The following is a 12,910-nucleotide window of genomic DNA, read 5'->3' as shown; positions in this document are numbered from 1 at the left end:
CACAACGAAACCTTTTCACTTACTCAAATACTCTTGAAATAATGTTAACTAAACTATCCATCCCATTGTCAATTCCCCATGTTACAATAGCACTAAAAGCCATTGCTAATATCGGATGTTTATCAAAGAAAATCATATGATTTTCAACCTTTCCGCTCATTTGTATCTCATGTAACATTGTCACTAGCTCTGTCTGTTCTTCATCCTTCAATGTTCGTGAATACTCTTTGATATTCTCTAATATTTTCTCAATATCGGTATCAGTATAGATAACCGTTATCGAATTATTTCGACCACCAATCTGTGAGTTCATCATATCCCCACCGACTGAAACATGTGTGCTATTATCTTGATGATATTCGTTAAAATTTAGTGCTGAACTAGTGGAATCCAGTTGTGTTGGAAGTATTACAGGATTGATTTTCTTGTTTGCCCTCTTTACCATTTTGTTCATTTCTCTGACCATATCTCTCTCAATACCTTTAATTTGACTTTGTAAACTTTTTGCCATTTATATCCCTACTTTCTAGACTTCAAAATCTCGTATAATTTGCTTTTCTTCTTCAGTCAATCCGAACAAATCCATGACGAGTTCATCAATCTCAGTATTTAAAGAATCAACCAAGTCTTGATTAACTTTTTCTTTTGTCATTTCTTCCATTATTTGCACAACTAAGTCAGCAATTTCATTCTGTTGGTCATCATTTGAATTAGGAATAGGGAACTGCTTGATTTGTGTCAGCCTCATCTGTGGAAATGTATTTCTTTGTAAAAAGTCAAACTTTTCAATAGCATAAAAAGAAAGTATTTTTGAATTCAATACACCAATTAAATATAAAGGGGAAACTTTCAGATTGGTAATACTTTCAATACTCTGTTCATGTACAAAATTTTCTTTTGTATAAGTTGCTCTAAAAGTATAGATAGATTTCACTGGAATTCTAGCAATTAAAAGTCTCTCTCCTTCAAAAAGTTTACTGTCTCTAGGTGCAGCTAGGTGATTCCCATAAGATAAAAACTTTCCTGACCATTTTAAATGGTATCTTTGTAAATCACTACCCGATAGAAACATCCGATAGGAATCATCTTTTTTTTGATTAGAAAAGAACGGTTTACTGGCTTTGAACTCTTTAAATTCATCCTTATCCTCAGGTTGTTTAGGACTTCCTTTACCTCGTTCATACGCTTTCAATCCATCTTTGACTGTACCGTAATTTTTTTCTATTACTTTAGAATTCTTCTCAATTTTCAATAGCAATGATGAAACTCTCCCACTAATAGACGAAATTGTAATTACATCCTGATTAAGTAAACTTTCAGCCTTGGTGTCAGCTACTATTTTTATCTCACCGCCTGAAATCACACCTAAAGTAACTTTTGAGGGGCGTTTTGTAAACATCTCTACTATACAAACATCGATTGAAGCTTCATCAAAAATTTTATCTTTAGAATTTATAAAAGTTACTTCATCATAGCTTTTAAGAATATGATGGCGTAGTGTCTTATATTGATTAATTGTTAAAAAAGAGTTGGGAATAATATATGAAATTCCGCCACCATCTCGAATTAGAGAAAAAGCCAATTCTAAAAATAAACCAAATGTATTTGCTTGATAGTTATTCAAAGGGTAACTCCTTGAATAGTAGCTTTTCATTTCAACTGAAAAGGTATTATTTTGAGCAAAAATATAAGGAGGATTACCAATAACAAGGTCGAAGCCGACAAAGCGACCGTCTTCTCCCAAAATTTCGGGAAACTCCATTCGCCATTCCATACCACCAGCATATAACGGATTCTTTAAACGAGCTTCTAAAACTTTTTTAGCTTCAGATACTTGTTTTTTAACTTGTTCGTATCTTCTAGTTTCAGCAGTCTCATCTCCAAATAAGTCAATAATACCTGCTTTCCCTAACTCTACTTCCAACTTCTTTAACCGTTTCAGTTCAGGACTTGAAGCTGTATCATCAAATGACCGCTTTAAATTAGAAATTTTATCCCAGATTTTAGCTTTAGTTCGCTTATTATTTGTTTCTTTATATTCCCTTACTAAAGACAAATACTCTTTAAAATCTGTCCGTCTCATATCGAACTCATAGTCCAAATCAAACTTATGTAGAAGACTATCACCAACTTTGATATTGATATCAATATTTGGCAAGGTTGTTAAGGTCTTAGGCCCCATTTTATTTTGGTAGTAATAGGATGATTTTAATAACTCTATCCAGAGACGCAAACGACAAATATTTACTGAGCTTGGATTTATATCTACTGCGAAAAGGCAATTTTCAAGAATATAACGTTTCTGATTAAATATTGCTTTCTGAATTTTCTCAGACTGGCGATTATTTACTTGATAAAGGAAGTTATTCCCTGCCATATCCTGAATTACAAGCTCATCATTAATAACATAACATTGGATAAGGTTGCCGATATGGTTTCCTTCATCATCAAATAGTACATTTAGTTCACTCTTTAGAGCAATTATTTCATTTAAAATAGAAACAAGGAAGTGCCCTGAACCAACCGCAGGGTCACAAATTTTAAGGTCATTAATAGCCGAATTTACTTTTTTTGCAATTTTGATATTTTGAATAAGAAATTTAACCTCTTCGATTGTCTCACATTGCCAATTCAGAAATTCATTTACCTTATCTACAACTGCTGTTCGAATTGCTTTCCTAGACATATACATTGTAATGTGACCTGGAGTAAAGAACGAACCATCTTTATAACCATTGATTTTTTCAAAAATTAATCCTAGCACAGAAGCATTAATAAGGTCATTTTTAGATTTTTTATGATGTGAAATAGTAGTAGAAAAATCATAAGAATCTAAAAAGTCAAAAAGATAAGCAATGAAGTTTATTTTACCTGATTTACGTTTTTTATCAGCCCCTTTAAGTGCCGTTTTTGAAAAAATATCAATGTTACCTTCAGGCAAGCGGTCAATCCCTATACCATCTCTTGAGGTTTCTAGTTCAGTCTCTTCAAATAGTGATGAGTTGAGATAAGGAACATAGCCAAATTTTTCTTGTACACGCTGATTCCTATCCTCTTCTTTTTTAGCAAGCACCGCAAAGAAAAGACTGTAAATTTCTTCAAAACTATCTAATTTTTCAAATGTTAAAAATCTGAAATCCTCACTTTGATTAAATTGAATCAACTGGGATTCAAGGAGTTTCAAGAATAAAATACGATTCATCCAAACTACTGTTAGCTGAATGGCAATTTCTTCTTGCTTCTCCCTAGGGACATCTTTCATCTCAAGCTTATCAATAATATTTTCAACAAACGAATAACGTTGTCGCTTGGCAGGTTTAAGACGAGAAATTATTTTACTTGTTCCCTGTTTAGTTTCTTCTAACCCCATCAAATACAACAGTTCATCATAAAAATTCTTATTAAGCTTATTGGAATCTGTAAAGATTTCTTTATTTAATAAGTTTTCTGCTGTGAAAAATCGGTAAAGTTGTGTTAAGTTACTTTTCTTTATTTCAATAGACTTACTTGATTTAACTAAAGCTTGACTCAAATCAAAGTGGGCAACAACAATACCTTTTTCAATCGCTTTATCAATTTCAGGCGCAATTACTTCAGAGTACAGAAAATCTGTTCTATTACTTGAAAGCTGATTTTTACTAAATTTTGTCACAAGCTCAATCAAACACTTATTCTTAAAAAAATATTTTTCAAACTCTTTAGCTTCTATCACAAACCAAGATAAGCCATTAGTTATAATACATTTTTTTATTTCAAGATTTTTTGAAAATAAACGTTCAGACAAATAGTAAGCTACAATCTCTTGAAAAGCCTTAGTATTTAATCTTTCCTTAGTCATCATTTCTGATTTATTAGTTAAACTTTTACACTCAAAAATAACACCCAATGTTGAATCTGATGTCTTCCCATTGTAAATAGCCAAATCAATACGACTAGAAGTATTTATAAAATTATAAGGTAAAACTTGCTCCAAAAAATGTTTAAGCAAGTTTTTCTGATACTCTTCGCTTTCGGTTTTATTATTTTTAAGATGATTCAAATACTCAGTTAAGTATTTTTCAAAACGTAACTTTTCATCATCCAACGGCATGATTGCTTGGACAAACTTATTCATGCTTTCCTTTAAACTAAGTCCTTTAATTGCCATACACAACTCCACTAATAATTATATTCTTTAGCTGATAGTTATTAGTCTTTTGTGTAAGCAAAAGACTAAGCTAGCTTAGTCTTTTGTGTAAGCAAAAGACTAAGCTAGCTTAGAAATTTCGATAATCTTATTATATCATGATTTTGAGTAAAAAAATAAACCCCACCAAGATTAAACCTTGGTGGGGTTTTAGTGGGGAATGAAATCATTCCACCGATTTTTAATCGCTCTAAGCAATCATTAAACCTTGATTTACTAGGCTTTCGCAATCAAATTGCGGTACTCTATTATTTAAGAGTAACAATAACATACGTTACTCTGTGGGCGGTATAATTGGCTTTTTAGCCTTTACTCAGAGTTTGGCAGGAATTTTGGCATAAAATGGAATCTAGTCCTGCACTAATTACATTTTGGGTGATTTCTTCTGATACTGTTTTATCTAATGCATTAAACCAGTGACTATATGTATTTAAGGTTGTAGACTTATCAGCATGTCCCATTCGTCTTGCAACATATAATATATCTTTCTGCAAAACATTTATAAGATAGGAAGCATGGCTGTGTCGCAAACCTTTTCCTGTTATCACTGGTACTCCAACTTCTTTGGCTTTTCTCTTGATAATTCGACAAATTGTTGATTTACAAAATGGTTCACCAAATCGTGAAATGATGTAATCTGTATCTTGATTGGAAATTTGATTTTTTCGCCAGTTTTCCAATACTGATATTGTCACATCATCTAATTCAATAAGGCGTTCTCCAGCTGGTGTCTTGGTTTGGTCTTTACGGTACCAATTTCCATTTTCATCCTTTTCCAAGGTTGTATGAACCTTCAAGAATTTATGCTCAAAATCGACATCTTCCCACCATAACGATAAACCTTCACTCACACGAACACCTGTCATGTAATATAACCAAATAGTCGTGAATCTTTGTAACTCTTCGTAATCTTGTAAATCAAATGATTTAATAAAGTTCTGAAACTCAATATAAGTCCAAAATTGTGTATCAGGGTGCTTGCCTCTAGGATTATCTAACGCCTTGCATGGCATTGATGAAATATATCCTAATCTCTCAGCATAACCCATGCATGCCTTAAATCGTGACCATAAATTCTTCGCATAGTTTTCAGAGTAATGTTCAATAATATGTAATCTAAAAGATTCACAATCTCTAGCTGTTATCCCTTTTAAAGGTTTGGAGCCAAAATACTGAATAAATATCTTGTGATGTGGCAAAGCAGTTTTATATGTTACAGACTGAACCTTTTGCTTATAGGCTCTTAGATAAATGCTATTCATGTAACTTTCAAATGTTATATTGTAATTTTCAATACTAAGATTATTATTAAACTCATATCTGATTCGGACCAATTCATCATAAGCTTCTTTCATTGTACTAAATGGCTTACCATACTGATTCTTTCTAGCTTTCTTTTGAACACGTTTACCTGTTACAGGGTCAACACCAAGATCAGCTTGATAAAATATTTTACCATTCTTATCACAATAAACACCTTTGTACTTTTTTTGATTTTTTGTAGCCATCTTTAATTCTCACTTTCTAAACTTTCTTCAGAGAGTGAAATTCCGATTAGCTCTTCTACAATATCTTTAGGAGCAATACCAAGTCTTCTATTGTCAAAGGGCGATTTACTTAATTGTACCGCATTATGGTCAACTTTGCGAGCTTCTTCAAACTTTTTTACTGCTATTCTTTTTGCTTCTCTAATGATATTTCTTGCCGTATGCTCAGGAAAACCAATATTCATCAGGTTTTTATATGTTACTGTTTTCATACCTCCACTCCTATCAAAAAAATTTTTTCCTCCGTGGGTATGATTGGTTAAATCATTCATGGGCATTTCACCCGCTGTCCTTTTACGATGGCAGCCTGAACGGTCAGAAGTATCATTATAATTATTTGATTTCATGGCAAATAGGTTACCATCCTATTTTCTGTTTAAAATTTTATCGCTCATTTCATCGCGTAATAAACAGCTTGCTCCACAAATAAGAAAGTCCCACCTTGGTATATTCAATTGTCAATGGACATAATAAGGAGAAACTATTTTTTTATGATACGGTCAGGAAAATCAGATAACCCGAGCAAATAATCAATACTAACGCTATATAGATTTGAAAGTTTAATAAGAATTTCAGCAGATAAAATTCTTTCACCACGTTCTATTTTTGCATAGGCAGAATGTGTAAATGAAAGATATTCAGCCACTTGTTTTTGTGTGAGATCCCGATCTTCCCTTAAATCTCTTAAACGTTTATACATCTAGTTAACTCCTAAAAATAGTATATTTCACTTTTAGGAGATCTTTCTTTAATTGTCCTAATTGGACAATTATTTACAAAAATTCTAGATTTAAAATTTTTGAGACATTGTCAAGTCATGTGCAACAAGTTTGCAGATATCTTAGTATTCCATTGTTTAAGTTTTTTGGCTAACCCAAACTGAAATGTTGCTGTATTGTAATGATGAAGTCGTCTAGGTCTGTTATTGATAGCTGAAACATAACGAGTAAACTCTTCATCAGTTATTGGTTTAAGCGACTGTCTTTTTGGAAAAAATTCTCTGAGTAGACCATTGAAATTCTCATTTGTTCCACTTTCATGGGAAGAATATGGATGAGCAAAATTTATGTCGACACTTACTAAGTCGACCAAGAGACTAAACTCGGATTCGATATCTGATGTCATAGAAGTAATCGGGTACTGAAACAATAGTTATTTGACAGATTCATTAATCGTATCAGCTTGTTTATTAGGTAGCTTACACGCCAAGGCAAACGTGTTTGATGTTCAACTAGAATCAAGACAACAGCATCCCCTTTATTCTTCTTACCGAGAACCAAATCAATTTCCCAGTGTCCAAATTCAAAGCGATTGTTAACCATTTCTGGACGCTCCTCGATGGAATTTCCAAGGGACTTTTTATATGCCGTGGATTTAGACCGCTTTCTGATGATCACCATCTTTGGCAAATCGATTGGCTTAATGACAATAAGAACCAGCGCCAATTTAGCGATTGAATGTCGTTGTTGAAGGAATAGTTTATGTTGGATATTTCTCTTTGTATACGTGAATAAATGTATCCACACTATGACAACGAACAGTAGCTTTAACACCTTTTTCAAGCTCATCAAAGTGCGTGATGAACACTGGTCTAACTTCAGATACACACTATTTAATGTCTTAGGACTCATTCGACAACATTACAAGTCTGGATCTGTGAGACAAATTGGGGTTCGATATGGTGGTTTGATTGACGAGAGCTATGATCTGTCTTCACTCTTCGATGACTTTGACCAAATGTAAACTAAAGATGATAGTATTCATGAAGTGCTTGATCAGATACGTGACAAATTTGATTTTATTGCCATTCAAAAGCAACTGTTCTCTTAGAGGGATCACGTAATATTGCCCGCAGCAAACTCATAGGCGGACACTCAGCAGGAGGTTTAGACGGATTACAATTATAGATAGATCATACTTACCCTTTCCCATTGTGCAATATTATCAGGATAAGGGAATGGAAAAAATGGATGGGCTTCTATCTCTCAGAACACACTTCTTTAATAAATGAAGCGAAAGATACACAATCTATTGATGACGGATTTTCACAGGAACAAATCGACCTCCTATTAAGTTAATCCTATTCTCAGCAACTTCCTATAATCATCACTTACAGAGAGAATAAAGTTACAACGAAAGAAACTGGACTTATTACGTCTCTTCAAGATGACAGCATCATACTAAAAATCGACAATGGACATATTAAAATATCTATCTTTTCAATTCTCTCAATCCATCTAGAAATAACATCGGAGGTAACTAATGAATCAATTGGAAGTTAATAAGAATTAATTACAAAAGGACTACTTTTCAGATAGTTATCGGCAGTTTGAATCTGACTTCTACCGCTTTTCCGAGATGTCCATCCCTTTAACATTTATCACAGATGATATACTCCTATCAGTGGCAACATCTCATAAATGTTATTTCAAACTTAATCGAGAAAAAGCCAAAGATGGACAAGCTCATTATATTTTTTTCACCATTGAAACAATTAATGAAAATCAAAAAATATATTTATCATAGTACTGTTTTATCAATTTGAAATTATATATCCTAAATGACAAATGAAAAAGACTATCAATGTAGTAAATCAATAAAAACCCCCGATTACAACAGCATTAATCGGGGTAAAACTTTTTAGAAAACATTAACTAATCGTAAATATTTTTATTTTAAAGGGAATATGCAATCGTAAAAATAAATTAACATTTTCTAACATAAGTTTTAAATTTAGGTATTAAGGTATGGAAATAATGCCTAAAAATCAATAGGGTTTAATTAATCTTCTTTACGACGACGTTTTGATACTAAACCAAACGCTCCTAAGATTGTTGCTATTCCTGTAACCGCAGCAAATGCAGATTCAGAATCACCTGTATTAGGTAATACTTCTGAATTACGCGCTACTCGACTGTAAGTCGGTGGCATTGTTTCTTCCGGTGTTTCATTTTCAGGTGTCTCTGGTGTTGGTGCTTCTGGCGTATTAGGCACTTCACTTGCCGGTGGAATTGGTAATTCTAATTCCGGTTTCTCATTTTTCGGTGCTTCGTTTGGTACGATACCAATCTCCAATCTTGGCTTTTCTGGAACTGTTGGAGGGAATTCTCCTGGTAGGTTCGGTACACCTATGTTCAGTTCTGGTTTTGGCGGAAGCATTGGCGGATTATTTGGTATATCTGTTACCGGTGTTGGTATTTCTAGTTTCGGTAGGTCGAATGTTGGATAGTCTTCTGGTACTTTTGTTTCTATCTCTATCTCTGGCAAGTTGAACATTGGTGGAGTAGTCGGTTTGTCTTATCCAATAACATGGCTGAGCGAGCGATCAAGAGCTTAGTTATGGGACGCAAAAATTGGCTGTTCTTCCAAAGTTTTGAGGGTGCTAAGGCGACAGCTATTATTATGTCTCTTTTAGAAACGGCTAGGAGACATGACTTAGACAGCGAAAAATATATGACCTACCTACTAGAAAAGCTTCCTAATGAGGAAACCCTCACAAATAAGGAGGTTCTAGAGGCTTATTTGCCATGGGCAGAGCAGATACAGAAGAATTGCAAGTAATAAAAAAATCCAGAGTCATCGTAAGACTTTGGATTTTTTCAATATACCTCGTTATTGGGCGCTTACGTTTGTCTAACTTTTGGAGTGCAGTTTAGATTATCGCTTTTTAGTTTAGACAAACTGGCTATTATAGAGACTAGCATATTTGCCATCTAGAGCCATGAGCTCATCATGGTTGCCGACCTCCTTGATATCACCTTTTTCCATGTAGAGAATGACGTGAGCATCCTTAATGGTCGACAAACGGTGGGCGATGACAAAGCTGGTGCGCCCTTCCATGAGTTTGGCCATGGCTTTTTGAATGAGCTGCTCAGTATAGGTATCAACGTTAGATGTCGCCTCGTCCAAAATCAGCATTTTAGGATTGGCAGCAATGGCACGGGCAATTGTCAAAAGCTGACGCTCACCTTGAGAGATGTTCTCTCCGTTATTTTCCAAAACCATATCGTAACTGCCTGGCTGGGTTTTGATAAAGCTGTGTGCTGATGCCATTTTGGCAGCAGAGATAGCTTGGTCATGGGAGATATTCTCTCGACCATACTGGAGATTTTCCATGATAGAGCCTTCAAAGAGCCAAGTATCTTGGAGCACCATGCCAAACTGGCTACGGAGCTGTTCACGACTCATCTGACGTGTGTCTACACCGTCCACTAAAATTTGACCGTCATTGATTTCATAGAAACGCATGAGGAGGTTGATGAGGGTGGTTTTACCTGCCCCAGTAGCACCGATAATGGCGGTCACTTGACCAGGTTTTGAGGTGAAACTGATGTCTTTTAGGACTGGTTCTGCTGCGTCAGCATAGGAGAAGGTCACATCCTTAAAGGTCACTGTTCCCTGAGCTTCCGTCATAGCTTGCTCATCATCACCGTCAGTAATTTTGACCTCGATCCCCAAAACCTCACCGATACGTGACATACTGGCAAAAGCCGTCGGGAAGAAACTGATGATAAAGGCTGCCATGACGATGGCACCAAGGATGAGAGCAACATACTGACTATTAGCGACAAGGGCACTAACCGTGATTTTCCCCTTAGCCACAGCCTCAGCGCCGACAGCCATGACACCAATCGTAGTCAGACCAAAAATCACTTGGATAAAAGGCATCATCCCACCCATGAGACGGTTGTTTTTAAGAGAAATATCAGCATATTGGCTATTGGTTTGACCAAAACGGGCTTTCTCTGTTTCCTGTTTATTAAAGGCACGGATAACACGGACACCTTGTAATATTTCTAGGAAAATACGGTTAATCTTGTCCAAGGTCAAACGCAGGGCTTTGGAATAGCGAGTAGCTAAAACCAAAACCACAGTCATCGCAATCAAGAGGATAGGCAGAGTGAAAACAAGTACACTACTGGTCTCACCACCAGTAACAGCAACTAGGACTACACCTGCTGCCATCATAAGTGGCGCCAGCATACCAATCTGCAAGCCTGCCGATAAGAATGACTGAAGATTGGTCACATCTGAAGTGGTCCGCGTAATGAGACTGGCTGTCCCAAACTTATCCAACTCCTGTCCAGAAAATGACTGAACCTTGTCAAAGAGTGCCTTGCGCACATCACGAGCAAAGAGTGTCGCAATCCGTGAGGAAATCTTTGCGACTAGCATATTGCCCACAAAGGCCATGAGCACGACCAGTACCATTCCCCCTGCTAAGAGCCAAATACTGTTGGTTGCTTGGTTGACAACGCCCTGCTCAATCATCTCAGCCATAAGGGTAGGTAGGGCTGTCTCACCAGCGATAGCAATAATGAGAAAAGTAAATAGCCAAACAAAGTATTTTTTCTTGAATTTAACCCTTGAAAATATTTGGTTCATTTTTCGTCCTTTCTAGCTTTTAAGCGTTTTTTCCAACGACGGTTTAAAGCTCTAGTCATGAATGTGAGGGTTGCACTTAGAAAACTCTTTTGCCCCCACTTCATCAACCCCTGATAACGCTCTGTTTCGACATAGGCTCTTAGATAAAAAAGTAAGGTATAGAGCCACATGCGTTCTCTGTCATCTTCGGTAATAACTAGGAGTTCTTGACTCACTTGGTTATAGCCCTGAATAAAGTGGGGCTCCTTTTCAACATTATCATATAGAAAGAGAGCTGAGACAAAGGAAGCCATGGGGTCACCGAAAAAGCTGCGTTCAAAATCAATCAAGCCTGAAATCTGCCAATCTGAGCCTTTTTCCAGAAAGACATTACCTGCCCAGAGGTCAAAATTGACCAGTCGAGGTGTCTTGACCTCATCAAGAAGGTCTTTTCTAAGCGCAATCTGATGACGGATTTCTGCAATAGGAAGCGTACTTCCTCTTGCCTCCACCTCTTTCAACAAGGTTTCAATTTTATGCTGAAAGGCCTGTGACCAAGTGTCAAACCGCTCATCTGTCTCATCATTGATGGTTCCAAACCAGCTACCTTTGGTCTTGTGCATCTCAGCCGTTTGCCGTCCTAGTTCATACATGAGCTGGGGCGTCTTCTTAGGGCTAATCTCATACCAGGTCTTTCCTGATATTTTTTCCATGAAGAAAAAATCGTGGGGGATAATGCTATGACTAAAATCATGGGCATAAATTCTAGGTACTTGTATATTCTGATTTTCTAGTAGTTGATAGGTATAAATTTCTGTCTTGAGATTATCCGCCTCATGCTTGGGTACTTCAACATCACGATGAGGTCCGGTCTTTAGCATGATACTGGCATCAGGCAAACCACTACCTTCTAGCAAGTAAACCGTATTAAAGGTCCCACCAACAATCCGTTCAATCTTGCTCAATATGGCTTGGGGAAAGTGAGACTTGACTAGACACCTGATGGTCTGGTCTGAAAAATTATTTTTAGTGGCTGTCTTCATGGGCAACTCCTCTCCTTTCTTTATGGCTGGCTACTGTCTCTTGAACAATACGACTGTAGGTCATCATGTCTCGGATAAAATGAGCTGGCAATTCAGCCTTTACTCGCTTCAACACCTCTCTCTCCACCTCTGACATCAAGGAGAGGACTTCATCGGTGTAAGTTTGACCAGCCTCTGTCAGACTAATCTGCAATTCTCGTTTACGACCTGAAATGGCTATCAGTTCCAAGTAGCCTTGACCTTCTAATTTCTTCACCAAGCTGTTAACAGTTGTCTTGGGCAGACCCCAAGTCTCATGAATTTCTTTCTGGGTGTGAAACCCCTTATCACTCAAACCAGCCAGTAACCAGAAAAGATTTTCAGGCACATCAGATAACTTGGCAATCTTAAAATAAGTTTCGCCTATAGCAACTAAGGCATTGATTAATTGGTAGCTTTCTTCTTTAAATGTCATATTGGATACCTCTTTTTCAAAATTCGATTTCGGACATTAAAAGCATTATAGTACGATTTAGGATTTTAGTCAAGAGAAAAGATTTACAGCGATCCAAATTATTTATCAGACATCAGTACAATCGAGTAGAAGATAGTTTCTAACCTCTCTCACCACCGTACGTGCTGTTAGGTATACGGTGGTTCAATTAAACTTTGGCATGTAAAAATTTCCTCCACATCTATCTTTTTCGATTTCGTTCTGTTTGTGTCGTCCTATATTTGTAAATAGCCTCTTTCATCATACGTTAGGCGAGTACTGCTGTTTCAGACCATGT

Annotated in this window: 9 protein-coding genes and 4 pseudogenes; 3 read left to right on the top strand and 10 right to left on the bottom strand. The window is 36.3% G+C overall.

What is annotated here, in order from left to right:
• Window positions 1-19: 19 nt before the first annotated feature.
• The 6 genes and pseudogenes from HMPREF2634_RS05540 to HMPREF2634_RS10215 all read right to left on the bottom strand — a co-directional run.
• The gene (locus HMPREF2634_RS05540; RefSeq protein WP_021001776.1) at window positions 20-511 is read right to left on the bottom strand and encodes a hypothetical protein; all 492 of its coding nucleotides are present in this window, start codon (window positions 509-511) and stop codon (window positions 20-22) included.
• Window positions 512-526: 15 nt separating this feature from the next.
• Complete coding sequence (locus HMPREF2634_RS05535) at window positions 527-4,147, bottom strand: type IIG restriction enzyme/methyltransferase (protein ID WP_021001777.1); 3,621 nt, start codon at window positions 4,145-4,147, stop codon at window positions 527-529.
• 341 nt (window positions 4,148-4,488) lie between these two features.
• Entirely contained in the window at window positions 4,489-5,694 is a 1,206-nt protein-coding gene (locus HMPREF2634_RS05530; protein WP_000201883.1) for a tyrosine-type recombinase/integrase, read from the bottom strand.
• A 2-nt stretch (window positions 5,695-5,696) separates the two neighbouring features.
• Window positions 5,697-5,945 (bottom strand): DUF3173 family protein, encoded by a 249-nt coding sequence (locus HMPREF2634_RS05525; protein WP_002921272.1) that lies wholly within the window; start codon window positions 5,943-5,945, stop codon window positions 5,697-5,699.
• A 269-nt stretch (window positions 5,946-6,214) separates the two neighbouring features.
• On the bottom strand, window positions 6,215-6,433 hold the full coding sequence (locus HMPREF2634_RS05520) for a helix-turn-helix domain-containing protein (protein WP_000278092.1): 219 nt from the start codon (window positions 6,431-6,433) through the stop codon (window positions 6,215-6,217).
• Window positions 6,434-6,543: 110 nt separating this feature from the next.
• A pseudogene (locus tag HMPREF2634_RS10215) lies at window positions 6,544-7,343 on the bottom strand (IS30 family transposase); the annotation flags it as partial.
• A gap of 46 nt (window positions 7,344-7,389) precedes the next feature.
• On the opposite strand from HMPREF2634_RS10215, the pseudogene HMPREF2634_RS09745 reads away from it, so the two are divergent.
• Together HMPREF2634_RS09745 and HMPREF2634_RS10210 are read left to right on the top strand one after the other, a co-directional pair.
• Window positions 7,390-7,640: pseudogene (locus HMPREF2634_RS09745) on the top strand (hypothetical protein).
• A gap of 355 nt (window positions 7,641-7,995) precedes the next feature.
• Window positions 7,996-8,259: pseudogene (locus HMPREF2634_RS10210) on the top strand (DUF5960 family protein).
• Window positions 8,260-8,514: 255 nt separating this feature from the next.
• Here HMPREF2634_RS10210 and HMPREF2634_RS05510 read toward each other — a convergent pair.
• A complete protein-coding gene (locus tag HMPREF2634_RS05510; protein WP_002921281.1) occupies window positions 8,515-8,892 on the bottom strand; it encodes an LPXTG cell wall anchor domain-containing protein in 378 nt (125 codons plus the stop codon).
• A gap of 135 nt (window positions 8,893-9,027) precedes the next feature.
• Between HMPREF2634_RS05510 and HMPREF2634_RS05505 the strand changes: the two are divergent.
• Window positions 9,028-9,294, top strand: a pseudogene (locus tag HMPREF2634_RS05505) (transposase); the annotation flags it as partial.
• Between the two features lie 111 nt (window positions 9,295-9,405).
• Here the strand turns inward: HMPREF2634_RS05505 and HMPREF2634_RS05500 are convergent.
• The 3 genes from HMPREF2634_RS05500 to HMPREF2634_RS05490 are packed head-to-tail and all read right to left on the bottom strand — an operon-like array spanning window position 9,406 to window position 12,594.
• Complete coding sequence (locus HMPREF2634_RS05500; protein WP_070836379.1) at window positions 9,406-11,118, bottom strand: ABC transporter ATP-binding protein; 1,713 nt, start codon at window positions 11,116-11,118, stop codon at window positions 9,406-9,408.
• Complete coding sequence (locus tag HMPREF2634_RS05495; RefSeq protein WP_000845068.1) at window positions 11,115-12,140, bottom strand: phosphotransferase family protein; 1,026 nt, start codon at window positions 12,138-12,140, stop codon at window positions 11,115-11,117. The genes HMPREF2634_RS05500 and HMPREF2634_RS05495 overlap by 4 nt, the downstream gene beginning before the upstream one ends.
• A complete protein-coding gene (locus HMPREF2634_RS05490; RefSeq protein ID WP_000142891.1) occupies window positions 12,124-12,594 on the bottom strand; it encodes a MarR family winged helix-turn-helix transcriptional regulator in 471 nt (156 codons plus the stop codon). Before HMPREF2634_RS05490 ends, HMPREF2634_RS05495 begins: the two co-directional genes overlap by 17 nt.
• Window positions 12,595-12,910: the final 316 nt, after the last annotated feature.

Source organism: Streptococcus sp. HMSC034B03 (assembly GCF_001838575.1).
Classification (GTDB): domain Bacteria; phylum Bacillota; class Bacilli; order Lactobacillales; family Streptococcaceae; genus Streptococcus; species Streptococcus anginosus.
The sequence above is the reverse complement of the archived record's forward strand: the minus strand, read 5'-3'. Positions and strand labels throughout refer to the sequence as shown.

Bases quoted from the DNA above. Each gene is read 5' to 3' on its own strand.
- HMPREF2634_RS05540 (WP_021001776.1), bottom strand. From the start codon at position 511: ATGGCAAAAAGTTTACAAAGTCAAATTAAAGGTATTGAGAGAGATATG.
- HMPREF2634_RS05535 (WP_021001777.1), bottom strand. From the start codon at position 4,147: ATGGCAATTAAAGGACTTAGTTTAAAGGAAAGCATGAATAAGTTTGTC.
- HMPREF2634_RS05530 (WP_000201883.1), bottom strand. From the start codon at position 5,694: ATGGCTACAAAAAATCAAAAAAAGTACAAAGGTGTTTATTGTGATAAG.
- HMPREF2634_RS05525 (WP_002921272.1), bottom strand. From the start codon at position 5,945: ATGAAAACAGTAACATATAAAAACCTGATGAATATTGGTTTTCCTGAG.
- HMPREF2634_RS05520 (WP_000278092.1), bottom strand. From the start codon at position 6,433: ATGTATAAACGTTTAAGAGATTTAAGGGAAGATCGGGATCTCACACAA.
- HMPREF2634_RS05510 (WP_002921281.1), bottom strand. From the start codon at position 8,892: ATGCTTCCGCCAAAACCAGAACTGAACATAGGTGTACCGAACCTACCA.
- HMPREF2634_RS05500 (WP_070836379.1), bottom strand. From the start codon at position 11,118: ATGAACCAAATATTTTCAAGGGTTAAATTCAAGAAAAAATACTTTGTT.
- HMPREF2634_RS05495 (WP_000845068.1), bottom strand. From the start codon at position 12,140: ATGAAGACAGCCACTAAAAATAATTTTTCAGACCAGACCATCAGGTGT.
- HMPREF2634_RS05490 (WP_000142891.1), bottom strand. From the start codon at position 12,594: ATGACATTTAAAGAAGAAAGCTACCAATTAATCAATGCCTTAGTTGCT.